This window comes from Burkholderia sp. WSM2230, assembly GCF_000472445.1.
Lineage (GTDB): Bacteria > Pseudomonadota > Gammaproteobacteria > Burkholderiales > Burkholderiaceae > Paraburkholderia.
The window spans coordinates 1-24,562 of sequence record NZ_AXAJ01000008.1 but is presented as its reverse complement, the minus strand read 5'-3'; the positions used below and the strand labels follow the sequence as shown (position 1 = coordinate 24,562).

Sequence of the window (24,562 nt, the reverse complement as noted above, 5' to 3'; positions counted from 1 at the left end):
TGCCGCTTTCGCAGCGCAAACAATAGCATCTGTTCGCCGCGAGAAGCGAACGTCACGAAATACCGAGGAGACACGTATGTCAGTCATCGCAGACCCAAATCTTGCGGCGGGCGAACGATCCTCACAAGATCACATGATGGCACGTCGCGCGGTGGCAGGTGCCACCGTCGGCACGGCGCTGAAATGGTTTGACTTCGCGTTGTAGGTCGTCGTCGCGGCCACGATTTTTTCGAAGCTGTTCTTTCCGTCGCTCGATCCGACCGCCTCGCTGCTTGCGTCGCTGGCGAGCTTCTGGGCGGGGCTGGCCGCTCGTCCGCTGGGCGCAGTGATTTGCGGAATGCTCGGCGACCCCTGGGCCCGCAATCTGATGCTCATCACGGTTTCGGTAATGGGCGCATCGTCGTTCCTCATGGGACTGCTGCCCACTTACCAGCAAGTCGGCATTCTGGTGGCTAAGGTTCAGTGCCCGATGACTTGCCACGTCAGAACAGGGTGCGTCGCTCCGGGCGGCATCGTCCATGCGCCGTTCGGCCCGAAGTCCCAGCCAACAAAACTGGCCGGGTCGCTCATCTGGGCCGTAGTGAGCCCGTTCGACGCTGGCAGGTTGCCGCCGCTCGACGACTGTCCGGTTGTCTGTACGTTCCAGTAAACGTCGCTCCCAATGATGCCACCGCAAGCGGGTACGCAGATGCCGCCGGCCGCGGTCGAACCGCCGGTCGTGCCCGAACTCACGGGACCCGCCGCGAAAGACTGAGTGATCGTTCCTTGTATGATCGTTCCTCCGTGTCCCACGTACATGACACTTTCGTTGCCCAACACGAGTCCTCCCGCGGAGACGAAGGAACGTTCAGATCCGGTGACTGATCCGGTTGTGTATGACTCGGTGATGGTGCCTCCGTTAGTGAGGGCCAGCCCGGCGGCACTGCCCCCCTGGAGGGTTGCGCTGCTGCCCGAGCGCGCGATCAGCCCGTCGTTCTCAGCGACAAGTCCGGCGATCTCGGTGTATGAATTGCTGACCTGTGTGCCAAAGGCCCCGGAGGTGAAGACGTTGGCGATCGTTCCGTAGTTATAGAAGGCCAGTATTCCGGCGCCGAGGGGTAAGGTTTCAGGGGGAGCCGTGAGGCTGACGTTCGAGTTGACGTTCACGTCGCGCACGACACCGGTTGCGCCAATCTCACCAAAAATCGCGAGATCGCTCGGCAAGACGTTGGAAATCGTATGCCACATACCGTCGAACTGGCCCGTGAACTGGCCCGTGAACATAATCGGAACCCCAGGGAAGGGAGTCTGAGCGAGTGTTACGAACGCGAAATTGCTCCCATCGATGTCCTTGCCGAGTGCGTAATTGCCGGCCAGATTGTTCTGGATGTTCTGCAAGTCCGTGACCGAATTGACGAGTTGATAACCAGTTATCTGTGTCACGAGCCCGCTGTAAAGCGGTGCGCTCCATACCGGATTGGCGACAAGCGTGCCGGGGCTGTAACTACCGTTCATATCGTAGAGCGCGCTGACGATGCCCGTACTCTTCGACCAGTCGATCGTGCCGTTGTTGATGACGCTGCCACCGTTGTCAATTCCCGACGCGTCGGCGCGCAACGTCAGGTTGCCCGCACCGGCGTTCGCGATGGTCGTACCCGTCGTCACAGAGACGTCGTGGTACGCGGCGAGCGTGAGCGAGGCCGGACCGGACCAGCGCAGGCTCGACGCGACGCTGAGGTCGCCCGTCGCGCCGTTCGCGCCCGTCGTGGTCACGTCGACCGAAGTGCCCGCGTTCAGACTGCGCTGCAACGCATGCACTGCGACATCATCGATGGTGAAAGCGGGCGTCGAGAGATGCCACCGGCCTGCATCGACCACCGCGTGCCTGCCGAACGTCAGTTGTGCCGCTTGTGTATCGACCGTTCCGCCGCTGCCGTCCGCGTTGCTTGCGGCGATCTTGCCGAACTGCTCGACGCGGCCGCTGTCGGCGACCAGCCATACATGGCCGTTGCGGCTTGCCGTGCCCGTCGCGCGGATGCGCGTGCCGCCGCCTGCAAGCGCATACACGTTGCCATCGGCGGCCTGCAGGCTGACCTGCGCGGCGTCGATGGCCCCCTTGTTGACCACAGTGCCCTGACTGCCCGTCTGCACGAACACCTGCTTGCTGCTGGCCGAGTCCTGCAGCAGCACGGTCTCGCCGACAGCCAGTTCCGCCGTACCGTTGGGTGCGGTGATAGTGCCCGCGTTGATGGCGGCACGCCGGGCGATCAGGAACACATCCCCGCCGCTCGAACTGACCTTGCCCAGGTTGATTACGCTTGCAGCGGAGTCGCCCGAGAATGTTAGCGCGCTGCTCCCGGTCATGAATGCGCAGTTGCAGACATCGAGCGTCGACGCGACGAAGCGGCCGCCCGTGCTGATCACGCCCGATGGGCCGACAACGATGCCTTGCGGATTGATCACATAGAGGCTTCCCGTTGCACTGAGCCTGCCGAGAATGGCCGACGGCGAGCCGCCCGTTACCCGGTTCAGCGTCGCGCCCGAGCCGTTATCGAACATCACGCTGTTGTGCCTGCCGATCGAGAAACTGTCCCAGTCGATCACGCCGCGCGTCGAACCGGGTTGGGTGATGACGAGACCGTTCCCGTTGCTGGCTATCGTGCCCGTGCCCGCTACATAAGTGCCGCCTCGTGGAAGTGTGCCCGCCGCGAGCGTCGCCTGGGTAAAGGACAGTCCGGTGAGCGCGCCACCGATGACGAGCCACCGGCGTCCGCGTGACTGGCCACGACGCGGTGCGCGTAGTAGCGCGGGCCGAGGTGGCTTTGGATTTGACATACAACCCCCTTTCCGCGCGGAGCGCGGAATGGCTGACGACGACCCGCGGGAGCCGACCTGAAACGCGTCAGTCGCAGCGTCTGAAGAATAGCCGCTGGAATCGCGAATGCATGCCGATACCTCTGCTTTTTGCGCCTACTTGACTCGCCGTTTGCGGCCGCTTCTCGTGTGGGGCCTTTTGACGCGCTTGCGAAATCGGCTCGAAACCGCTCGACGGGCAGTGTGTTCCCGGCGAAGGTCGATGACCGTTTGCATTGCGGATGCGACGTCTGACTGTCCGCCCGAGGGAGTAGGTGAATGACGCTTCATGGCCGCTTGCCGCCCGATGCGTTTCGGTTCACGTCGACCGGGATCGGACAATCGACCAGTTCATAGTCGGACAGTGGAAATCGAATCTTTGCCGGGCGGTCGATGACCGATGCATCGGCCCGAACTGCCGATATTCAGCGGGCCGGCGTCGGAAAGTGTCAAACGTCCATGACCTGACGGGTGGTCAACGCGGTACCGAGGAAGTTTGCCACGCCGACCATTACGGATAGCAGCGCAAACCCTACTTCCGCCGTCCAGCGGTCATCCAGATAACAGGAGCTTGCCTCGACGCATTTATCGCTTGCATCGGGTCCCCCGTTCCGGACGCGGCACGCAACCGACCCACACTTCAAATCCTCCCGGCATCTTGGCGGGCACTGAGGTCAAAGAAAACCCCACGAGCGCGCCCCTGCGAAACCGGAAGCTTTCTTCACGCCAGCGGAAGCCGGCCCACTCTCCGTCTCGGGAACGGAAGGCGAACAGGTGGCGCCCGTCATCAACGCCTGGCACCCACCTCTGCAAAGTGTGAAAGCTGGCCAGTTCGGCGGCACTGGTCATTGACGCGTCCGATCCCAAGGCGCCAACCTCCATCGCGCTAATCCTGCCGAAGACTTCTTTCAAACCAGCATATAGCTCACCGTTCATGCGTCCGTATCTCGCGTCCACCTCCTGGCGGTGGCCTTTCCCGGTATGTGGCAACAGCTCTATGTGCTGGAAGACCGCCTGGTCGCCGACTAATCCCCGTAGATGATTGTCGCCAGGCGCCTCGCCAGAGTCCCGCTCACCGATCGGGCAGGGAAGACTTTCGAGCGGCATGCGCAGATCGCTTGGCCGCTTCGACAAGCGCAGCGGTTTGAAGGAATCGGTTGTGGTGATTTTGCGGATATCCATTACTCAGTCTGAGCGATGCGTCTTTCTCCGGTCGGTCAGCCGCGCTCAGGTATGAACGCCGAGTCTCAAATGGAAGTCGGAACTCGTCTTTCGCGCCGCCAAGCCGCGGGCGCAACCGTACCTTCCCGCCGATGTAGATGGCCTCGCACTGAGAGTCCGGTCAAACGGTACCAGGACGTGGCTGCTACGCTACCGCCTACCGAGCGAGAGTACTGGCAAAGAGAACTTCTTTAGCCTCGGCCCCTGCCCTGACGTCTCGCTCGTTGATGCAGGTAAAGCGGCCGCCACCGCACGCAACCTCGTACGCCTTCGTACACTATCTGCGCACCTTTACGTTGGCAAGGCTATGTCGAATTCGGTCCACCGTGGCCATTTAACCGTCCAACGTCCGGGCCTCCGTCCAGAATTGAGCACATACCATGGGTACGCACCCTCTGGCATTCATCCCTGCAACAACGTACACATCATGAGTAAAACCGACCCCAACCTTACGGTATCTAATCAACTGGGGGAACTGCTCCGCTATTGGCGGGAAGTGCGAGGGGTCAGCCAGATGGACCTGTCGCTCGACGCGGGTGTCTCGCAACGTCAGGTCAGCTTCATTGAAAGCGGAAAAAGCGTCCCCGGGCGCCAAACCCTACTGAACATCGCCCAGTCACTGGGCGTTCCGCTGCGCGAGCGCAACGCATTACTGCTGTCCGCGGGCTACGCGCCGATGTATTCCGAGGCAAGCTGGAACGCTGAAGAGATGTCGGTGATTACACGTGCTGCGCGACGTCTGCTGCAGCAACATGAGCCGTTTCCCGCGGTCGTCATGGACCGATACTGGAACGTGTTGATGACAAACCGCGCCGCTCCGCGTTTCTTCAACTGTTTTCTCGATATGGACGCGCGTACCGGGCCTCGCAACCTGCTGCATTTGATGTTCGATCCTCATGGCATGCGTCCGCATCTTGCCGATTGGGAGGCAGTGGCGCGTAGCCTCATCCAGCGCGTGCGAAGAGAGGCGGTGGGGTATGTCGTCGATCGGCAGACGCAGAAGCTGCTCGATGCGCTGCTCGCCTATCCCGACGTCCGACCCGAATGGCAGTCGCAAGAAAGCCTTGCCTCGGCGTCGAGCCTGCCGATGGTGCCGCTCAATTTTGTCAAGGACGGGACGGTGCTCAGCTACTTTTCCATGGTCACCACCGTCGGCGCCCCGGTGACCGTTGCCTCGCAGGAACTGCGTATTGAATGCATGTTTCCTGCTGACGATGCAACCGAATCCAGGCATCTGACGTTGTTGAAAACGGGCAGGCCATAGTGGGCCGAGGACGCGGTACGTTATTACATCCAATGTAATTGTTCAGGGCTGGAGCCGTCGTTATTCTGCGCTTGTCGTCCAATGTTTTTCATCGACGCGTCCAACTCCAACGGAACATCATGGCTAACTTTCCCGTCTACACCCTTGACTCTGCTCCTGATCAATCGAAGCCCGCACTAAACGGATTGGCGCAGGCATTTGGCATGGTGCCGAACATCGCCGGTGCTATTGCGGGCTCCCCCAGGCTTATCAAAGGCCTCGTCGGCGTGTTCCAGCAGGTGCACGGCGGCACCTTTACAGAAGCCGAAGTCCAGACTCTGCTGCTAACTAATGCGGTTACAAACGGTGCGACATGGCCGGTCGCGTTCCACTCGTTTCTAGCCCTCAAGGAAGGTTTGAGCGAGGCGGACGTGCACGCGGTTCGCGAAGGCCGTCTGCCGACGGACGTCAAGCTCGCGGCATTGTCACGCCTCGCGCGTACGCTTATCGAAACAAGAGGCCGCATTGCTGACGAAGACGTCGCCGCATTCACTGCCTCGGGCTTCGATGCATCACTAGTGCTGGACGTTATCCTTGTAGTCGCTGCATCGACTATCACGAACTACACAGCGAGCGTTACCAAGCCGCCACTGGAAGAAATGTTCCGGTCGCATGAGTGGGAGAACTGAGGTCGGCGCTAGCCGCCCTCGGATCATGTCCTGTCCGGTTTTCACGCTTCTTTCGTCAGGACAGGTGGCTTTTTCGCTCAGGACGCCTGGCAGACCTGGCCGAGAGTTTCCCGGAAGGCGAGGCACGCCTGACCCGCAGCCGGCTCGGCCACGCGATGGTGTGGTACGGGCCGTTCGACTCGTACAAATTGCGCGGTGGCGGCCTTCAGTCAGAGACCGTCGAAAGCCCCAGGTATTCGAACGCCGGAATACTGTTCGCATCGACGAGAGAACCAAGCGCTCCCACTGACGCAAGCACCTCGACAGTCGTCCGGCGCTTTGATACGAAACGCCACGTCGGCGACAGCGCGGGCACGGCGGGTTCGCTGCTTGCCTGACGTAGCGCCGCCATCAGATCAACGCGATCGGGCGAATGCGCGACAAAGCCTTCGTTCGACACCGCAGCCTGATTGATACCCAGCAACGCACACACCTGCTGCTTGATGGGGACGTCGTTCGCATCGGCATCGCGCGATTGCTGGATCAGTGCCAGTACGTCCGGATCGACCAGCTTGCCAGCGCGCAGCAGCGGCGGTAGTCCAGGCGTCCAGGCTTCTGGCGGACAGGCCTTGTGCTGCGGCATAAGCGCGATGAATGGATTGATTTCCGCCGGATAGATACGGCACACCAGCGGCCTTTTTTCATAGATACCGCAGCGCATGTCGGGGCGGAGATTCGGGCAGGGGCCCGCATGCGTGCCCGCCAGAATGACCACGACTCTCGCCGGCAACGACCCACTCATCGCGGCAAACGAACGACGACGCTTTTGCGCGGCCTCACGATTGTCCTCAGGTGGCTCTTCTGGCCACGGTAACGCCTCGCAGAGAATCTGCACATCGTTGCCGCCCTCCAGCCAGGCAACGGCCTCGGTTGCCGTCAACGGCAAACGCAGATCGTGGCAACACTTGCCGCACATCGTGCACTCAAAATCGATATCCATGTCTCATAAGCCCTTGCGTCGCGCGACGCGGTACGGTTGTCCCGCTTCATGCCTGCCAGGCGCACACGAGGGCGTCCGCCCTCCCGTTTGGCTAGCGCCAGGCTGAAGCAGTCGGGATTAGTCGCGCGAGAGCGGCCGACCTTACAGGCAACACGGCTTTTTTTGGTTCATCGCGCAATTCCGGGGCTCGCGCCGCGCCCGCCGCTCCATTTATGTGGTCATTCCCGCCGGTCATCTTTGCAGGCGGCGACGTTGGTTGCCACTGCCTGGTCGGCGCTCGCTGAAGAAGGCGGCCCGCGCCGCGCGGCGAAGAAGCTCTCGCCAATCAGTCACTCCATCGGTCCCTTCCCGGATCATGCGTCAGTGAAATGGTTTATGTATGTGATGCGCACGAATCAGCCGTCACGCCGTGGTTCGATCCCTATCATGGAACTGCTGCATCCAGTACGGATACGGCACGTGCGGCTGCGAAACCTGATTCAGCCGCTCGGTCTGCGTCTCGCTCAACACGGTTTGCTGTGCGTCGAGATTCGCTGCCAGTTGTTCGGCCGTGCGCGCGCCGACCATGATGGAACCGACTTCTCTGCGCCCGAGGATCCAGGCCAATGCGACCTGAGCCGGCGCCGCGCTCAATTCCGTCGCGATCTCCCGCAACACGTTCACGACGGGATCCGCCTTTGCGGGGTCGATCGGCGGGAAATTCAGGCTGGTTCGACGCCCCGCTTCCCCACCGCTTCCCTGCGTGTACTTCCCGCTCAGGTACCCGCCCGCAAGCGGACTCCAGACCAGAAGTGCAACATCATTTGCCTTCGCAACGGGCGCGATCTCATGTTCGACGTCGCGGCTCGTCAGCGCATAGTGAACCTGATTACTGACGACGCGAGCCCAGTGTGTCCGATCGGTAATTCCCTGGGCGCGCTCCAGCTCGGCCGCGCTGAAATTGCAAACGCCGATGTGCCGCACTTTTCCCTGCGTCACGAGATCGTCCAGCGCGCGAAGCGTTTCTTCCAGCGGAACGAGCGCATCGCGGTCATGCAACTGGAAGAGGTCGATGTGATCCCGCCCGATGCGCCTCAGACTCGTTTCCACCGACCGCATGATGTGAGAGCGGCCAAGACCCACGTCATTGTGGCCGGTCCCCGTGCGCAGCCGGACCTTGGTCGCCACCAGCATGCGTGATTCGTCCAGTCCCAGGTCAGCCAACACCTGCCCGACGACCGTTTCAGACTGCCCCTGCGAATACACGTCAGCCGTGTCGATCAGATTGATACCGCGTTCGACGGCCATCGCGACAAGCTCCGTGGCCTCGACACGGTCCACGCCTGCAATGTCGCCCCAGATGCCGGCGCCAGCGCCAAAGGTCATGGCGCCCAGAGAAAGACGGGAAATACGCAGCCCCGATCGGCCGAGTGTGCTGTATTCCATAGCGAACTCCTTGATATGAACCACTTGATGAACGACGCGCGGAGCACGTCGACACGCGGCATCGTGTACGCGCCGCGAGATGCGCGCGTGTTAGGCCTGTGCTGAGACGAGAGCGCGCAGAACGGTTTCCAGCTGCACCTCACCCTTGACGATGTCGGCTTCCTTACCTTCGAAGTCGATCCAGCCTTCATTGAATCCATCGACCATGCGCATGCGCGGCAGCGGTTCCTTCATGCCCTGCGAGCGGAACAGCGCCTCCCAGGTCTCGCGCGCGACGATCTCGGCGCGTACCGTATGGCCAAGGATTCCGGCAAACGTGGCCGCGATGTCGTTCGGGGTCACGCGACGCGGCCCCTCGAGCTCGACGACACGCACACCGCTCCATGTTTCGTGAAGCAGTTGTGCGGCGACACGGCCGACGTCTGCGGTTGCGACCATCGGCACAGGCTTGTCGAGCGGTTGCAGGAAGCTGGGAATCACTCCTTTATCGCGCGCCGGTGCGACATCCCATTCGGCGTTTTCCATGAACCACCCGGGACGCAGGAAAGTCATGGGCATCGGCAAGTCGCGAAGCGCCTGCTCCAACAGCGTGCGTTGCGTGAGCAGATTGGTTTCGGTGGCCTGCGCGCCGATCGTCGACAGACAGACGACCCTGCCAGGTCGCGCCGACTGAAGCGCCGCGCGCACCGCGTCGATGACCGCACGCGCTTCCGGGAAGCCGGGCGCCGGATCGAACTCGGACGGCGGCAGAATGAAGACGCCCCGCGCGCCCTCGAAGGCGGCGGTCAGCGAGGTCGCGTCGTCCATGTTGGCCGTCACCACTTCACAGCCGCGTTCCGCCCACGAGCGAGCCCGATCTGCGTCGCGCACGACAGCGCGTACCGGCTGCCCGGCTGCGAGCAGCGTGCGGGCCATCGCGCCGCCGACCTTTCCTGTTATTCCTGTGATCGCATACATTTGTGATTCTCCTTGCTCGAACAACTGTGTTTCGTTTCGTTGGCGCGCCATAAGCGGAGATCCGGCACTCAGGCACGCTGGAACCCGTCGTACAGTCCCTGCTCGAACCGTCCGTAAAGATCCACCACGCGCGGGTCATAGAACGGCAGGATCTGCGTAAACAGCGTGCCCGTCACCTTCCTGACCGGATCGACCCAGAAGTAGCTATTGGGCAGTCCCGCCCAACTGATGCTCCCCGCGCTGCGGCCATGCGGCCCCGGCTGCATGTTGATGTCGAACGACAGTCCCCACTTGTGTGCCATGCCGGGGAACTGGTCGAAGCTGTTCGACCACGCCGGCTGCGCCGATTTCATTTCGGTTACCTGAAGGTCGGCAATGTGGTTCTGGAACATCGCCGCCACGGTATCGGCATGCAAGACCCGCTCACCCCGGTACGTTCCGCCGTTCACGAGCATCTGCAGGAACGCCATGTAATCGCGCGGCGTGCCGAAGGCGCCGCCGCCACCCATGAAGAACTCGGGACGCTGGTTGATCCCGAACGGCGCGGGCTTGAGCGATCCATCGGCTTGCCGGTTGTGCATCGTCGCCATGCGCCGCTTTTGCGCGCTGCTGATCAGGAAGCCCGAATTGCTCATGCCGAGCGGCGCGAAAATGCGCTCGCGGAAATACACTTCAAGCGACTGGTCGGTCACGGCCTCGACGAGCTTGCCCACCCAGTCCATGCTGATGCCGTATTGCCAGCGCTCGCCGGGTTCGAACTCGAGCGGGGCCGTGAACGCGCCGTTCATCGAGTAGCCGATATCCAGCATGCCTGTCACCTTCTCGTACTGGCTGATGTTCTGGCTCCAGATGCTGTAAGTGAAGCCCGATGTGTGAGTCAGCAGATGACGCACCGTGATCGTGTTTCGCGCGGGACGCAGTTTCGGTTGTCCGGACGCATCGAAGCCTTCCAGCACTTGCGGCGACTTCAGTTCGGGGAGGATGTCGCCCGCCGGCTGATCGAGCCGGAGCTTGCCCTGTTCGATGAGTTGCATGCAGGCGGTTGCCGTGAACGCCTTGGTCATCGACAGCAGCCAGACGACGGTGTCGGGCGTCATCGCCGAACCGGTCTGCGGATTGGCGTGGCCGAATGCGCCCTCGTAGATGAGCCCGCGCTGCGTGGCGCCCATTGCCACCACGCCGACGACAGTGCCGTTGTCCACGGCCTGCTGCAGCGAACGGTCGATCGTGGCATACGCGGGGTTGTGGACCACAACGCGATCCCGCTGCTGGTGGGCTCCCGTGGCCCCGGTTTCCAGGCTGGTCGATCCGCCCACTGCGGCAACCGCCATGAGGCCGGATGCTTTCTTCAGCAGGTCGCGGCGAGCAAGTAGGACAGTCATCTCAGGCTTCCTCTAAAAAGGGCATAAATGACGATCGATGCGACGCGCCGATCAACGGTGCGCGTAAAGAAAATTGCGACGCACTTGCGCGGTGAAGCGACCGCCCGACTCCGACGAACCGCTGTCCACACCGCCCATGCCGCTGCTGATTCGCGATCCGGCGTCCGTCCGCGGAGCCGCCTTCGCCTCGGCTGCCTGAATGTCGGCGGGGTAATGCGGATCATTGGCGCGGCCGGGCCGATAACCGACGCTTTCCAGTTGCACGAGCTCAGCGCGCACCTGCGCACGGGTAACGGTGGAACCGGATTCCTGAGCGTGTGCGGCGACAGGGAACGCGATGGCGGCCGCGATGGTGACCAGGAGACGACGGGTATTCATGGCAATGCTCCTTTGGCTGTCTGCGGTTAAAACGTGCTGTTGGGACGCATTGTGGGTAAACCGAATCAGAAACTAAATGACATGAATGGCACTTCTAAGGTGACATATAGTTACTAATGTGTCGTCGCGTGCTATTGAAGCTTTGCGAGGCCGGCCCGCGGCTCACGAATTCCCAGACATTCAACGAGTGAAACCAGTGGCTATGAGAGCGTCGAGCGAGAATATTTCTAGCGGCATCAGCGTGTTTGCTGCTGTCGTGGATGCGGGGACGTTCGCGGCCGCATCCGAAGCGATGGGTATGTCGCCGCCCGGAGTTAGTCGGGCAATCGCCCGGCTCGAAACGCGGCTGAAGATACGGCTTTTCAATCGGACGACCCGCGCCGTTTCCCTGACTGAAGAAGGTCGACGATTCTACGAGCAGGTCATGCCGCACTTGAGAGGAATGGAGGAAGCGGCCGCCGCCGCGGCAGGAGGCGCCGCGACGGTGCGCGGAAAATTGCGCATCAATCTCGACCCGGTTTTCTCGCGAATCATTCTGGGCAAGAGGCTCGACGAATTCATGGACGCGCATCCTGAACTCGAACTCGAGTTCATCGCAAGAGACCATCTCGGCGATCTCGTCATGGATGGCTTCGACCTGGCCTTGCGATTCGGCGAACCGCGTTCATCGAGTCTGATCGCGCGAAAGCTTCTGGACACCGCGGTCGTCACCGTCGCGGCGCCCTCCTACCTCGCGCGCCGGGGGCGGCCGGCGGAACCTCAAGAGCTAAGTCGCGGCGTGCACAGCTGCCTCGAATTCCGGAATCCGGAAACCGGAAAACCGTATCCGTGGGAGTTTCATCGCAAGCGCAAGAAGCTTGTGGTCGAAACGAACGGACGACTTACGGTGAATGATCCGAGCGCACTCCTCAACGCGTGCCTCGCGGGTTCCGGCATCGCGCAGATGCTGCTGCTTGCAGCCGAGGATCTGATTCGGGAGGGACGGCTCGTCAACCTGTTCCCGGATTGGCAGGACGAGCGCTTTCCGCTCTATTCATACCATCCGTCGCGGCATCACACACCGGCTAAAACAAGGGCATTTCTTGACTTTATCGTCGCTTTGACGAGTACAGGCAGCTAAGCCACGAGTAGGACCGGGCCGCGTTCCGGACACTGCTCTGATCTGCTTTTGTGAGTGACCAGATCAAGTCGTTATGTTCGGTTACGCGGTTTGAAGCGGGATCCCGTCCGCACGTTTATGCGTGCTGGGCGGGATAGGTGTTCTGGCGCGATGTGTATCGACCTCTGTTACACATCGCCTCGATGCGCACCGGGCCCCACGCGCGGAAGGCGCGAAGCCCTTCTTCACACGCCTTCGACGAGAACGGCGCGATAACGCGCACCCTTGAAGCGGTGCTGCGCGACTTCCTGATACGCCGGGCTGTCGTACCACGCACGCGCCGCCGCCGTCGACGGAAACTCCGCGATCACCACGCCCTCCGGTGCTTCGCCCTCGAGGACCTCTTGCGGTCCGTATGCAGCGAGAATCTTGACGGGATGACCTTTGAAGGTTTCGCCCACCTTGCTTTGGTAGATGTCGAGTTCACCCTGATCCTGCGTGCTTTCTTTCGTGAAGACAATGTAAGTCGCCATGGCGTACGCTCCTGCAGTGGTGTGAAAGGTGGCACGATCATGCCATGAAACCCGAGCGGGGTTCATACGCGGCGCTCGTTCATATGCCGCGCCCTCGTTCCTTCTAGCTGCGTTCGTCCTATCACCAGGCTCAGGAGCGTGATCACAAGCGCCAGCGTTACCGCGACATGCAGCCCTTGCGCGACATGATGCGACTCGGGTCGTACGAGCGAACCGAACACGCCTACGCCCACCACTCCACCGATCTGGCGCGCGCTATTCAGCACCCCAGAAGCAATGCCGATGCGAGACGGTCCGATATGCGCCAGCACCGCCGTATTGATCGAGGGAACCGCGAGAGCAACGCCGGTGCCGACCGCCAGTAACGGCAACGCGACCGCAAGCGCGCTGCTGTTCTCATGCACGAACGCCAGCAAGAGGTAGCCAAGCGCCGCGATTGCTTGCCCATAGACCATCGGCATGCGATAGCCGAACCGCGCCGTGAGCCTGCCTGATACGAGGTTCGCCACAGTCACTACGGCCGTCATCGGCAGAAACGCAAGGCCGGTTTCGAGCGGCGTGTCGTGACGCACGCTCTGAAAAAACAGACTCATCGCGAACATCAGTCCGTAGTACCCGAAGTTCAACGAAAAGCCGGTCAGCGCGCTCACGTTGACCGCAGCGTTGCGAAACAGCGCGAGCGGCAACAGAGGTTGCACATGCCGCGCCTCGACGATGACGAACAACGCACCCATGACGACCGATATCGCGAGTCCCGACAGCACAGCCGCGCTCGTCCATCCCAGTCGGCCGCTTTCGACGACTGCATACGTCAGCGCGGCGAGCGTGGTAACAGCGAGTGCCTGCCCGGCCAGGTCGATGCGACGCGCTGCGTGACGTACCGTGTCGGGTGCATGCGCGAGCGTCAGCCAGATGCCGGCCACGCCGATCGGCACGTTGATCATGAAAATGGAAGGCCAGCCGAACCGGTCCACCAGCACGCCGCCCACCAACGGCCCAGCGCCTAGTGCGAGCGCCGCCGTGCCCGCCCAGATGCTCACGGCCTTCGCACGGGCATGCGCGTCCGGAAACGCCTCGCCGAGCAATGCCAGCGACGACGGCACGCACAGCGCTGCGCCCACGCCTTGCAGAACGCGCGATGCGACCAGCATTACCGCGCCATCCGACAGCCCGCATCCAATCGACCCACATGTGAACACCGCGAAACCGCCGACGAACACGCGTCGCGCGCCGAAGCGATCCGCGAGCGCTCCCGCCGTGAGGAGCAAGCTCGCGAACGCCAACGTATAGGCATTGACGACCCACTCGAGCGCTGTCGAATCGATTGCAAGGTCATCGCGTAATCGCGCGAGTGCGACGTTCACGACTGTGACATCAAGACAGATGATGAAAAAGCCGAGGCTGGTCGCGAGCAACGCGAGCCGCGACGACGGGTTGGGCGAATGAAGGTGTGTGCGCATGATGTCCGGGCATGGGTTGGCGATGCGCGCCGGGCGGCACGTGCATCGCATGCTGCGGACTGTATTACTGAAACCTGGCTTGATAAACGCACTGCGAATGGCAACAGAACCCACTATGATTGGGCAATGGATCTTCTCAAAGCGATGACCGTGTTCGTGCGCGTGGTCGAAACCGGCAGCCTCACTGCGGCCGCCGTGGCATGCGACCTGTCGCCGACAATGGTCGGTAATTATCTGCAGGCACTGGAAACGCGGCTCGGTGCGCGCCTCATTCATCGCACCACCCGCAAACAGCAGATCAGCGCATTCGGGCAGATGTACTACGAACGGTGCGTCGACATTCTTGGGCTGATCGACGATTCAGAGCGGCTCGCGCTCGACCATCTTGCGACGCCGCGCGGCCGCCTGCGCGTCACAGCGCCCGTCGTGTTCAGCAACGAGTGCCTGATTCCGGCAATCGGGGATTACTGCGAGCGCTATCCCGAGGTAAAGCTCGACATTGTCGCGACCGACGCGCTGTCCGATCTCGTCGACGATGGCTTCGAAGCAGCGATCCGCATCGGCGCGCTGGGCAATCCAGACCTGGTTGCTCGGCCGCTTACGCCGTATCGGCTCGTGCTGTGCGCTTCGCCCGCATATCTCAAAGCGCACGGCAACCCCGCAACGCCTGATGCACTGGCAACTCATCAGTGCCTGACCTATGCGTATCCGCCCCGCTCTGAATGGCACACCGCGCAGCCCGAATGGGTCCTGCACGGGGCGGACGGTCGAGTGAGCGTACTGGTCAATGGCCGCCTGAGAATCGACAACGCCGAAGCGCTGCGCCGTGCTGCGCTACGTGGCCTCGGTATTGCGATGCTGCCGGCAATTCTGGTCAACGACGATCTGCGCGCGAAGCGTTTGCGTAACGTATTGCCCGGCTATGCCGCGCCGGAACGGCAGCTCAGTCTGCTCTATCTGCGCGAGCGGCAGACATCGATGAAGCTGCGCAGCTTCATCGACTTTGTGGTTGAACGCTTTGGTCACGACGGCAATAACGAGGTCGTCGCCGGGACGCAATGACGTTTGCCTCTCCTTGTCACGACTCGAATCCTATGAATCCCGCCAGTTCCTCCGGCTTTCCCAACGGGAATGCTTCCTTGATGTGATCGAGAAATGCGGAAACGCGAGCACTTGGCAAGTGCGGCGAGGGATAAAGCGCCCACAGTGCGATTTCAGGGCCGTCCAGATCGCCCCACAATGCGCAAGCCTGCCGGCTGCGATGTCATGGCTCACCAATTTCCTGCGGCGAAGCGAATCGCTTGATCAGCGAGGCGGGACGGACCTTCTCGACGAATTCCTTTTCGAACGTTTCAAACGGTTTGCCGTCGGCCTGTGCATGCGCTGGACAGGCGCCGGTTATGCGCACCCGCGAGGGAAAACCCCTAAGCCGCGCGCACGCCCCACCACACATGGCTTTGCACCTCGCGCGCTGCGAATCGTTAGCTTGACGATAACAAACGCTTGCCGAAGGTGATTGAAGCCGATTCCCTGTCTGCCCTAGACTCCGCCATGTCGTGAAAATCCGGTGGCCGGCAGTCAAAACGCGGCCCGCCCACGCAAAGCCGCCTCGCAAGAGGCCGATAAAACCCGTCACCAGGCACCTTGCACGAAAGCCGGGCAAAACACTATAGCAAGCGTCGACCGCGGTCGACAGGAGACACAAGATGATCATCTACGGCACAGCGCTGCTCGCTTTCTGCCACCTTGCAGGACTCTTTCTGGGCGATCTGCTCGGAGCCGCGATCGGCGTCAAGACCAACGTCGGCGGGGTCGGCATCGCGATGCTACTGCTCATCTTCCTGCGGCTCTATCTGCATGGCAAAGGACTGCTGCCGAAAGAAACCGAAGCAGGTGTCGGCTTCTGGGGTGCCATGTATATCCCTGTCGTGGTGGCGATGGCGGCCAATCAGAACGTCGTCGCCGCGCTCAAGGGCGGACCGGTCGCGCTGCTTTCGGCTCTGGGCGCGGTAGCCCTGTGTGCCGGCTGCATCGCGGTGCTCTCGCGCACCGGCAGCGACGGCACCTCGTTGGTCAACAGTCCGCAACCCGAAGAAGTCTGAACGAGGAGCCCGCCATGATCCAGATGCTAGACAAAGTACTGATACACAACGGCCTCGTCACGGCGTTCGCCCTAGTCGGGCTCATCATGTGGGTGTCCTCGCTGATCTCGCGCAAGCTCACTTTCGGCCGCGTGCACGGCTCGGCGATCGCTATCCTGATCGGCCTCGTGCTCGCCTATCTGGGCGGCGCCTTCACCGCCGGTGAGAAAGGTCTGGCCGATCTGCCGCTGTTCGCCGGCGTCGGCCTGATGGGCGGCGCGATGCTGCGTGACTTCGCGATTGTCGCGACCGCTTTCGAAGTGCAGGCCACCGAGGCGCGCAAGGCGGGGCTCATCGGCGTGGTGTCGCTGCTGCTCGGCACGGTGCTGCCGTTCATTGTCGGTGCGAGCGTCGCGCATGCGTTCGGCTATACCGATGCGGTCAGCATGACGACCATCGGCGCGGGCGCGGTCACATACATTGTCGGACCGGTGACGGGCGCGGCGATCGGCGCGAGCTCGGACGTGATCGCGCTCAGCATTGCGACGGGTCTCATCAAGGCGATCATCGTGATGATCGGCACGCCGCTCGCGGCCGGATTCATGGGTCTGAAAACGCCGCGCTCGGCGATGATTTTCGGCGGCCTCGCGGGCACCGTGAGCGGCGTGAGCGCGGGACTCGCGGCCACCGACCGGCGGCTCGTTCCGTACGGTGCGCTGATCGCCACGTTTCACACGGGTGTGGGTTGCCTGCTCGGACCTTCGCTGTTGTTCTTCACGACGCGGGCGCTGGTGGGCGGTTGAGCGAAGCTGATTGGCTGCGGACGGCTCGCGCCCTGGATTGCTCCTCGCGCGAACTGCTCGCGGCTTAAATCGCTCGCGGTACAAGCTGGTTGGGGGCGTAGCTTGCCCTTGCGCGGACTGCTTGCGGCGTGAATTGTCCGCGGCACAAACTGCTCAGCGAACGCTCACCCTCCGTTTCTCGTCCGAAGACGGCACACGGCCATCAGCGCGAGCAGATTCGGGTCGCGCTCGCGCGCCCGCAGGAAACTCACGCCGATGGTCTGGCGCATCAGATATTGCGCTTTGAGCGGGATGAACTGCACCTTCTCGCCGAACACGCCCCGCACGCGGCCCGGCAGCAGCGTATAGCCGACGCCTCCGCTCACGAGGTTCATCAGCGAGTAGATGTCGCCGACTTGCATGGTCACGTTGGGCGTGAAGTCCGCGACGCGAAACGCCTCCTGGAAGCCGTGATAGGTCGCGAAGCCCTCGCCGAGCGAGACGAAGGTTTCGTCGCGGCAGTCGCGCAGGTCGACTGCTTCCAGGTTCGCGTATGGCGAATTCGCGGGCGCTGCGAAGAAAATGTCGTCTTCGAAAAGTGGAATGGAGGCAATCTCCGGCTCAGGGTCCGGCAAGGCCATGAGCGCCGCGTCGATTGCACCCTGCTTGAGCTTCTCGACTAACTCCGCGTTCGGACCAAGCACGAGTTCGACCTGAAGCGTGGGCCGCCGCACCTTGATGTCGACGACGATGCCGGGCACGGTCCTGATAGTGAGCGAATAGAGCGAGCCGATTTTCAGCCGATCCGACGAATAGCCCGCCGCTTCACGCGTTGCGCGAATGCCATCGGACATCAGCGTGAGGACTTCTTCGGCGACGTCGGCGAGCATTTGCGCGGCGTCGGTCGATCTGAGATTGCGGCCTTCGTGGCGAAACAGCGCGCAGCGCACGCCCTGCTCGAGCGAATGCAGCGCGCGGTGCACGCTGACCGTGCTCACGTTCAGCACCTCGGCCGCCTTGGCGAGGCTGCCGGTCTGCATGAATGCGAGCAGCACTTCCAGTTTGCGAAAGGTGATTTCGTCGTCGATTCGGTCGCGCATGTCGAGCCAGGGAACGGTCGGAACCGTGCATTATCAGCTCGTGCACGCCTGCCGCAAATAGCGTTAATCCCTCACGCGCGGGACGCGGCACTCCTGCGCGTCAGGCTCGCCTCAATTGCGATGGTGATGATGGTGATGCCGCTGCCAATGCCAGACGGGCATGTGATCGAGTTGCCGCAGCAGTTGCGTGCGGCGATGTTCGCGCCGATAGTGGCCGACCGCGAAGATAATGCCGATCACGAGGACCGCCAACCCCATCACGATGCTAACCAGTTGTTCGTCCATGACCATCCTTCTCGCCAATGTTTCGATGTCACAATGACACTTCGCATGAACTTCGCTGCCTAGCGTTTGCGCGCCACCGCGTTGAGCATTGATTGCCCTGCGCCGGTGACATGCAGGCGCTGGTGTCCGGAAGCGAGTTCTTCGAGTGCGACGAGCTGACGTTCGAGCAGTGTGTCGAGCTCCTCACGACACATATCGATCTGATCGGGAGCCGCCTTGACCAGCATGAGGGTGGCGAACTCCTTCGGGCTTAGCATAGTTTTGTCTCTCAAAATGTTCTATTAATGCAGACGGAAGAACAGATTACCGGTCATTTCCTGAAAGAGGTAAAGACTGGCCAATTTTTCCGCGTCATATTTAATTAGGGGCAGCGCCACCTCGGAGCCTGATTGTAATCGCAAAGTGCCCGCCGGCGGCGAATGAATAAATGCATTGATCGACCGCAGCCGATAGAAACGATTTAAGCATATCGTATGGAATAATCGGCATGAGGCACGCTGGACGCGTGCAACCGGTTCGCAAATCATGATGAAAGCATGGCGGTGCAACGGCACGCTCTGTTCACATGTGGAATAGCGGTTTATTCGTGAACTAAATCAGGCTTTAAATCTCTCGCATTAAAATCCGGTAACTCACTGCGATTATTTATGCGCGTCTTGATGATTATTCATTGAAATCCGAGCATTGAAATGGAGCGAATAACGCAAATACTCACATTTACCGCTCGCACGAATAGCCGCACGCAGCGCCTTGCATCTCGAGCGCTTCGCGCTATCTCGGCACCACACCGCGCCGCCGCCGCGCACGTGCGGGACGCCATGGCCCACGCAAGCGCGCCGGGCGTGGATTGGCCGCGTGACGCTGTTGTATGCCGCCGTCAGTCAGAGTCGGTGACATGGCGACACCGGTTTCGTGCTCTTCGTTGAATCCGCGGCTGGGTTCGATCACGCGCAGCAGCGTTTGCAGTTTTTTCATCATCGCAGCAGAGCTCCTCGATCAGCATCGCATGCGCGGCCTGCAGTCGGGATGGTCATAGGAAGGCGGCGCCTGAAACGCCACTCATGTCACACTCAAGCAGCATTCAGCCGCGCCAGTTCCGTGTCGACCAGCAGCTTCTTCAACTCGGGCACGCACGAGCCGCAATTGCCGCCGGCCTTCACACATGCGGTGATTTCAGCGGCGCTCTTCAGACCATGTTCGCGAATCGCCGTGCATATCGTGTTGCGCCCCACGCCGAAGCACGAGCAGACCGTCGGCCCCGTATCGGCGCCCTTGCCGAGCGGCTGCCCGGAGAGCACGCCGATGCGGTCGGCCTCGTCGAGCTTCGCCTTCGCAAACAGGCTCGCGAGCCATTCGCGCGCCGGCAGTTCAGGACGCGCCGAGAGAAACACGCAGTTCTCGATACGGTCGTCGACGACATGCACCGCGCGATAAATGCCCGCCGAGCGGTCCTCGTATTCGAGCCAGTCGGCATGCGCATCGTCGACGCCGAAGAACGCGCGCGCCCACGCGCCGCGATCGCCCTGCTCCCCGAACGGGTTGCGTCCGGCGAGCTCATAGCGCACGAACTGCGTGCCCTGCACGCGCGTCCAGTACGTCACGCCGTCGAGCCGCGGCGCGCGCCGGCTCAGCGAAAAGCCATGCCACGCCACATGAAACTTGTCGACCCGCACCGGCGTGTGCTTGAACTCGGGCTCACCGGAAACAGGATCCACCGACGGATTCACCACGGCTCCCACGCGCGCGTCGGAGGCAACCTGGTCGTTCCAGTGGATCGGCACGAACACACTGCCGCGCGGCATGCCGCCGCCGTACTGAACGCGCGCGACCATCGCGCCCCATCGGCTCGACACGCGCGCGAGGTCGCCTTCGCGCACGCCGCACAACAGCGCGTCCTGCGGATGCATGTCGACGAATGCCTCTGTCACATGGCCGGCGAGCTTCTCCGACTTGCCGGTGCGGGTCATGGTGTGCCACTGGTCGCGCACGCGGCCGGTGTTCAACGTGAGCGGATAGTCGTCGTCCGGCGCATTGGCCGGCGCGCGCGGCGGCGTGGCGATGAAGCGCGCGCGGCCGTCCGCGTGGCTGAAGCGGCGGTCGTCGTAAAGACGCGGGGTGCCAGGCGCGGTTGCGTCGCCGCTCGCGCGCACGGGCCACTGCACCGGCTGCAATGACGCGTAGCCGTCGCGGCCGAGGCCCACCAGTCCTGCAAGGTTGAACGCGCGACGCACGGCGTTGCCGTTTTCGTTGCCGTTGCCGTGTTCGTTGCGGTTTTCGTCGCCGTTTCTGTCGCCGTTTTCGTCGACCGATTGCCCTGCGGCCTCGCTGCCGCCGTTGCGCCATGCGCTGAGCCGCGCATGCTCGTCGAAGATTTCCTGCTGGCTTGCGAACTCGAAGCCCGCATAACCCATGCGCCGCGCCACGTCACAGATGATCTGCCAGTCCGCGCGCGCCTCGCCGGGCGCGGGCAGAAATGCGCGCTGGCGCGAAATACGGCGCTCGGAATTCGTGACGGTACCGTCCTTCTCGCCCCAGCCGAGCGCCGGCAACAGGATATGCGCGAGCGCATTGGTGTCCGTGCTCTCGACAATGTCGGAGCTGACCACCAGTTCGCAGCGCGCGAGTGCGCGCTTCGCCTGATCGCTGTCAGGCAGGCTCACCACCGGATTGGTGCCCATGATCCAGACCGCCTTGACGCGGCCTTGCTCGATGGCTTCGAAGAGCTCAACGGCCTTGAGCCCCGCGCGCGACGCGATAACCGGCGCGCCCCAGAACTGCTGAACGAGTTCGCGATGCTGCGCGTTGTCGAGTTCCAGATGCGCGGCGAGCGTGTTCGCAAGGCCGCCGACTTCGCGGCCGCCCATCGCATTAGGCTGTCCGGTGAAGGAGAACGGCCCCATTCCCGGCTTGCCGATGCGCCCCGTCAGCAAATGGCAGTTGATGATGCTGTTGACCTTGTCGCTACCGGAGCTCGACTGGTTGACGCCCTGCGAATACACCGTGACAACACGCTCGGTGCGGGCGAACAGGCGGTAGAACTCGAGCAGATCGTGCGGATCGACCTTGCACGCCTTTGCGCATTGCGCGAGGTCGAAGCCGCTTGCCGCGTCCACTGAAGCGGCCGCCAGCGCCTGCGCAAGACCGCTCGTATGTGCATCGACGAATTGCGCATCTGTCGCGCCGTGCTCGGCCAGAAAGCTGAGCAGGCCGTTGAAGAGCCGCACGTCGGTGCCCGCGCTAAGCGGCAGATGCAAATCGGCCATCTCGCAGGTCGCGGTGTAGCGCGGGTCGATCACGACCACCTTCAGGTCCGGCCGCGCTTCCTTGATCTTGACGATCCGCTGGAACAGGATCGGATGACACCACGCGGTGTTCGAGCCGACCAGCACCACGAGGTCGGCCAGTTCGAGATCTTCGTAGCACACCGGCACCACGTCTTCGCCGAACGCACGCTTGTGTCCCGCAACCGAAGACGACATGCATAGACGCGAATTCGTATCGATGTTCGCGCTGCCGACATAGCCCTTCATGAGCTTGTTCGCGACGTAGTAGTCCTCGGTCAGCAACTGGCCCGACACGTAGAGCGCAACCGCGTCCGGTCCATGTTCGTCGACTATCCGGCGAAAGCCACCGGCCACTGCATCGAGTGCTTCGTCCCACGACACGTTGCGCAACGCGCCGCTCGCGGCCTCGCGCATCTTCGGATGAAGGAGCCGCCCGTCGAGTCCGATGGTTTCGCCAAGCGCCGAGCCTTTCACGCAAAGGCGGCCGAAGTTCGCGGGGTGCGACTCGTCGCCGGCAATGTCATGCCCTCCGTCCGGGCGTGCGCTCGCGCGTACGCCGCAACCGACGCCGCAGTAGGGACAGGTGGTCCTGACAGCGTCGCCGCTGCCAGACGTGCTCGAGATTGCGATGGGGAAACTCACGGTGTATTCCAGGTCAGGCAGCCTGCGCCTCGCACAGGGCTTTGCCGAACAGCAGGTGGCTGCGCAGCGATGAAATGTCGGTCCGGTTCTGGATCAGTTCGAAGTACCACGCGCCTTCATTCACGTCGCCGTACAGCACCGCGCCGATCACGCGGTTATCCTCGATCACCAGACGCTTGTAGACGCCGCGCCGCGGATCGCGCAACACGAGGTCCTCGCTGTGCGGGCCGCCGATGAAATCGCCGGCCGAATACAGTTCGACGCCGGTGACCTTGAGCCTCGTTGCCGTCGCGCGCTGCACATAGCGGCGATGCCCCGCGCCCGCGAGATGCGCGCCGCACACGCGCGCCTGGTCCCAGATCGGCGCGACGAGACCAAAAGTCGCTGTGCGGTGCTGCACGCATTCGCCCACTGCGTAGACGCGCGGATCGTAGGTCTGCAAAGTGTCGTCGACAACGATCGCGCGTTCGCAATGCAACCCCGCCTGTTTCGCGAGGTCGATGTTCGGGCGCACGCCCGCCGTCATTACGACGAGGTCCGCGGGGATCTCGGTGCCGTCGTCGAAACGCACGGCGGTCACACGTTCGGGCCCGACGACTGCCGCGGTGTTCGCCTTCAGCAGAAAACGCAGACCCTTGCGTTCGAGCGCCTGTTGCAGCAACGCCGATGCGCTGCGGTCGAGCTGGCGCTCCATCAGGCTGTCCATCACATGCACGACCGTTACCGACATGCCCTGGCGCATGAGCCCGTTCGCGGCCTCAAGACCAAGCAGGCCACCGCCGATCACCACCGCATGGCGATGATTGCGCGCCGCCTCGAGCATCGTTTCGACATCCTGAATGTCGCGAAACGCGATCACGCCAGGCAGATCGTGTCCCGGCACCGGGATCAGGAAGGGCTTGGATCCCGTGGCGATGAGAAGCCGGTCATAGCCCACCTCCAAGCCGCTTTGCGAACGCACGAGACGGCGCCGCCGGTCGATTGCGACCACCGGATCGCCTGCATACAGGCGAATGCCGTTCTCGTCATACCAGTCGCGCGTATTGAGGATGATGTCGTCGACTGTCTTCTCGCCCGCGAGCACCGGCGAAAGCAGAATGCGGTTGTAGTTGCCGTACGGCTCGGCCCCGAACACGGTGATGTCGTAGAGGTCCGGCGCGAGCTTGAGCAGTTCCTCGACGGTGCGCATGCCGGCCATGCCGTTGCCGATCACGACGAGGCGCGGGCGCACGGGCGCGGCGAACGATGCGCCGGCCGATGACTGCGCGTCAGTGTCGTGTTTCATGCGGCGACCCACACTTTGCCGCTCTCGACGCGCACTGGATACGCGCTGACCGAGTTCTCGGGTGCTTCGAGACACTCGCCGGTGCGCAGATCGAAATGATGCTTGTAGATCGGCGAAGCGACCACGATGCGCCCTCCCAGGCTGCCGATCAGGCCGCGTGAAAGCACCGCCGCGCGCGAGCCCGGATCGAAGTTTTCGATGGCGAACACGCCGCCGTCCCCATCCGCGACGTGAAATACCGCGACCTGTTCGCCGTTGACTAGCGCGCAAACGCCCGTATTCGGAATGATGTCGTCGAGCGCGCACACGGGCAGCCAGGATGCCGAAGTCTGATCGTTGCTCATGCTGGATTCCTCAGGTCAGGTTGGGGTGAATGGTCACGCGGTTTCGACAACGACAGGAATGGCAGCCAGCTTCGACTGACGTTCCTCCGGCGTCGCCGGACGGATCTGGCCGCGCTCCTTCACGAAGCTCACCGTGCTGTCGGCCTCGTCGCTGTTGACGAAGTGACGGAAGCGCTTGCGCGTCTCGGGGTCGGTCACGGCCTTCTTCCACTCGCATTCGTAGGTATCGATCACACGCTGCATGTCCGCTTCGAGTTCCGCAGCGACTTCCAGCCTGTCATGCACGATCACGTCGATCAGATACTGCAGCCCGCCTTCGAGACTTTCGCGCCACACGCTCGTGCGTTGCAGACGGTCGGCGGTGCGCACATAGAACATCAGGAACCGGTCGATGTAGCGCACCAGCGTGTCGCGGTCGAGGTCCGACGCGATCAGCTCCGCGTGGCGCGGCTTCATGCCGCCGTTGCCGCATACGTAGAGGTTCCAGCCCTTCTCCGTGGCGATCACGCCGACGTCCTTGCCCTGCGCTTCCGCGCATTCGCGCGTGCAGCCCGATACGCC

At 62.4% G+C, this 24,562-nt stretch carries 21 protein-coding genes and 5 pseudogenes; 8 read left to right on the top strand and 18 right to left on the bottom strand.

The genetic code is table 11. The annotated features are described in order from the left end of the window. Positions 1-136: 136 nt before the first annotated feature. Positions 137-448 (top strand): annotated as a pseudogene (locus A3AC_RS31055) (MFS transporter); the annotation flags it as partial. A gap of 11 nt (positions 449-459) precedes the next feature. On the opposite strand, the gene A3AC_RS0116845 reads toward A3AC_RS31055, so the two are convergent. Then, the gene (locus A3AC_RS0116845) at positions 460-2,814 is read right to left on the bottom strand and encodes a two-partner secretion domain-containing protein (protein ID WP_025600256.1); all 2,355 of its coding nucleotides are present in this window, start codon (positions 2,812-2,814) and stop codon (positions 460-462) included. A 603-nt stretch (positions 2,815-3,417) separates the two neighbouring features. Continuing rightward, complete coding sequence (locus A3AC_RS0116840; RefSeq protein WP_025600255.1) at positions 3,418-4,014, bottom strand: hypothetical protein; 597 nt, start codon at positions 4,012-4,014, stop codon at positions 3,418-3,420. A gap of 109 nt (positions 4,015-4,123) precedes the next feature. On the opposite strand from A3AC_RS0116840, the pseudogene A3AC_RS31310 reads away from it, so the two are divergent. The 3 genes and pseudogenes from A3AC_RS31310 to A3AC_RS0116830 all read left to right on the top strand — a co-directional run. Further along, a pseudogene (locus A3AC_RS31310) lies at positions 4,124-4,309 on the top strand (Arm DNA-binding domain-containing protein); the annotation flags it as partial. 171 nt (positions 4,310-4,480) lie between these two features. Further along, positions 4,481-5,317 carry a helix-turn-helix domain-containing protein gene (locus A3AC_RS0116835; RefSeq protein ID WP_025600254.1) on the top strand — a complete coding sequence of 279 codons (837 nt, stop codon included), beginning with the start codon at positions 4,481-4,483 and terminating at the stop codon, positions 5,315-5,317. Positions 5,318-5,436: 119 nt separating this feature from the next. Then, positions 5,437-5,985, top strand: a complete 549-nt coding sequence (locus tag A3AC_RS0116830; protein ID WP_025600253.1) for a carboxymuconolactone decarboxylase family protein — start codon at positions 5,437-5,439, stop codon at positions 5,983-5,985. A gap of 205 nt (positions 5,986-6,190) precedes the next feature. On the opposite strand, the gene A3AC_RS0116825 is transcribed toward A3AC_RS0116830, so the two are convergent. The 5 genes from A3AC_RS0116825 to A3AC_RS0116805 form a co-directional block, all read right to left on the bottom strand. Then, positions 6,191-6,940 carry a YkgJ family cysteine cluster protein gene (locus tag A3AC_RS0116825; protein WP_269664816.1) on the bottom strand — a complete coding sequence of 250 codons (750 nt, stop codon included), beginning with the start codon at positions 6,938-6,940 and terminating at the stop codon, positions 6,191-6,193. A 426-nt stretch (positions 6,941-7,366) separates the two neighbouring features. Further along, positions 7,367-8,389 (bottom strand): aldo/keto reductase, encoded by a 1,023-nt coding sequence (locus A3AC_RS0116820; protein ID WP_025600250.1) that lies wholly within the window; start codon positions 8,387-8,389, stop codon positions 7,367-7,369. Between the two features lie 90 nt (positions 8,390-8,479). Beyond that, positions 8,480-9,346, bottom strand: coding sequence for an NmrA family NAD(P)-binding protein (locus A3AC_RS0116815; protein WP_025600249.1), 867 nt, complete (start codon positions 9,344-9,346; stop codon positions 8,480-8,482). 68 nt (positions 9,347-9,414) lie between these two features. Continuing rightward, a complete protein-coding gene (locus A3AC_RS0116810) occupies positions 9,415-10,728 on the bottom strand; it encodes a serine hydrolase domain-containing protein (RefSeq protein WP_025600248.1) in 1,314 nt (437 codons plus the stop codon). Between the two features lie 51 nt (positions 10,729-10,779). Continuing rightward, complete coding sequence (locus A3AC_RS0116805) at positions 10,780-11,106, bottom strand: DUF4148 domain-containing protein (RefSeq protein ID WP_025600246.1); 327 nt, start codon at positions 11,104-11,106, stop codon at positions 10,780-10,782. A gap of 202 nt (positions 11,107-11,308) precedes the next feature. Here A3AC_RS0116805 and A3AC_RS0116800 point away from each other — a divergent pair, with 202 nt between their 5' ends. Next, complete coding sequence (locus A3AC_RS0116800) at positions 11,309-12,226, top strand: LysR family transcriptional regulator (RefSeq protein ID WP_025600244.1); 918 nt, start codon at positions 11,309-11,311, stop codon at positions 12,224-12,226. 224 nt (positions 12,227-12,450) lie between these two features. On the opposite strand, the gene A3AC_RS0116795 is transcribed toward A3AC_RS0116800, so the two are convergent. Next, the gene (locus A3AC_RS0116795; RefSeq protein ID WP_025600243.1) at positions 12,451-12,738 is read right to left on the bottom strand and encodes a DUF1330 domain-containing protein; all 288 of its coding nucleotides are present in this window, start codon (positions 12,736-12,738) and stop codon (positions 12,451-12,453) included. A gap of 62 nt (positions 12,739-12,800) precedes the next feature. Continuing rightward, positions 12,801-14,198 (bottom strand): MFS transporter, encoded by a 1,398-nt coding sequence (locus tag A3AC_RS0116790; protein WP_025600241.1) that lies wholly within the window; start codon positions 14,196-14,198, stop codon positions 12,801-12,803. A 126-nt stretch (positions 14,199-14,324) separates the two neighbouring features. Between A3AC_RS0116790 and A3AC_RS0116785 the strand changes: the two genes are divergently transcribed. Further along, entirely contained in the window at positions 14,325-15,260 is a 936-nt protein-coding gene (locus A3AC_RS0116785; protein WP_025600240.1) for a LysR family transcriptional regulator, read from the top strand. Between the two features lie 16 nt (positions 15,261-15,276). Here the strand turns inward: A3AC_RS0116785 and A3AC_RS31050 are convergent. Continuing rightward, positions 15,277-15,476, bottom strand: a pseudogene (locus A3AC_RS31050) (LysR family transcriptional regulator); the annotation flags it as partial. Further along, positions 15,475-15,576, bottom strand: a pseudogene (locus tag A3AC_RS31230) (oxidoreductase); the annotation flags it as partial. The pseudogenes A3AC_RS31050 and A3AC_RS31230, both read right to left, overlap by 2 nt. Before the next feature lie 328 nt (positions 15,577-15,904). Here A3AC_RS31230 and madL point away from each other — a divergent pair. After that, entirely contained in the window at positions 15,905-16,300 is a 396-nt protein-coding gene (madL, locus tag A3AC_RS0116775) for a malonate transporter subunit MadL (RefSeq protein WP_025600239.1), read from the top strand. A 14-nt stretch (positions 16,301-16,314) separates the two neighbouring features. Further along, positions 16,315-17,082: a malonate transporter subunit MadM gene (gene madM / locus A3AC_RS0116770; RefSeq protein WP_025600238.1), complete on the top strand. Its 768-nt coding sequence runs from the start codon at positions 16,315-16,317 to the stop codon at positions 17,080-17,082. A 164-nt stretch (positions 17,083-17,246) separates the two neighbouring features. Here the strand turns inward: madM and A3AC_RS0116765 are convergent, their stop codons facing one another. The 7 genes and pseudogenes from A3AC_RS0116765 to A3AC_RS29280 all read right to left on the bottom strand — a co-directional run. Then, positions 17,247-18,161: a LysR family transcriptional regulator gene (locus tag A3AC_RS0116765; protein WP_025600236.1), complete on the bottom strand. Its 915-nt coding sequence runs from the start codon at positions 18,159-18,161 to the stop codon at positions 17,247-17,249. A 111-nt stretch (positions 18,162-18,272) separates the two neighbouring features. Next, complete coding sequence (locus tag A3AC_RS30705; RefSeq protein ID WP_198018001.1) at positions 18,273-18,446, bottom strand: hypothetical protein; 174 nt, start codon at positions 18,444-18,446, stop codon at positions 18,273-18,275. Between the two features lie 59 nt (positions 18,447-18,505). Then, complete coding sequence (locus A3AC_RS0116755) at positions 18,506-18,703, bottom strand: hypothetical protein (RefSeq protein ID WP_025600235.1); 198 nt, start codon at positions 18,701-18,703, stop codon at positions 18,506-18,508. 813 nt (positions 18,704-19,516) lie between these two features. Further along, positions 19,517-22,372 carry a nitrate reductase gene (locus A3AC_RS0116745; protein ID WP_025600232.1) on the bottom strand — a complete coding sequence of 952 codons (2,856 nt, stop codon included), beginning with the start codon at positions 22,370-22,372 and terminating at the stop codon, positions 19,517-19,519. A gap of 13 nt (positions 22,373-22,385) precedes the next feature. Next, positions 22,386-23,657 carry an NAD(P)/FAD-dependent oxidoreductase gene (locus tag A3AC_RS0116740; RefSeq protein ID WP_051361641.1) on the bottom strand — a complete coding sequence of 424 codons (1,272 nt, stop codon included), beginning with the start codon at positions 23,655-23,657 and terminating at the stop codon, positions 22,386-22,388. After that, complete coding sequence (gene nirD, locus A3AC_RS0116735; RefSeq protein WP_025600229.1) at positions 23,654-24,001, bottom strand: nitrite reductase small subunit NirD; 348 nt, start codon at positions 23,999-24,001, stop codon at positions 23,654-23,656. The genes A3AC_RS0116740 and nirD overlap by 4 nt, the downstream gene beginning before the upstream one ends. A gap of 33 nt (positions 24,002-24,034) precedes the next feature. Beyond that, positions 24,035-24,562: pseudogene (locus tag A3AC_RS29280) on the bottom strand (nitrite reductase (NAD(P)H)); the annotation flags it as partial.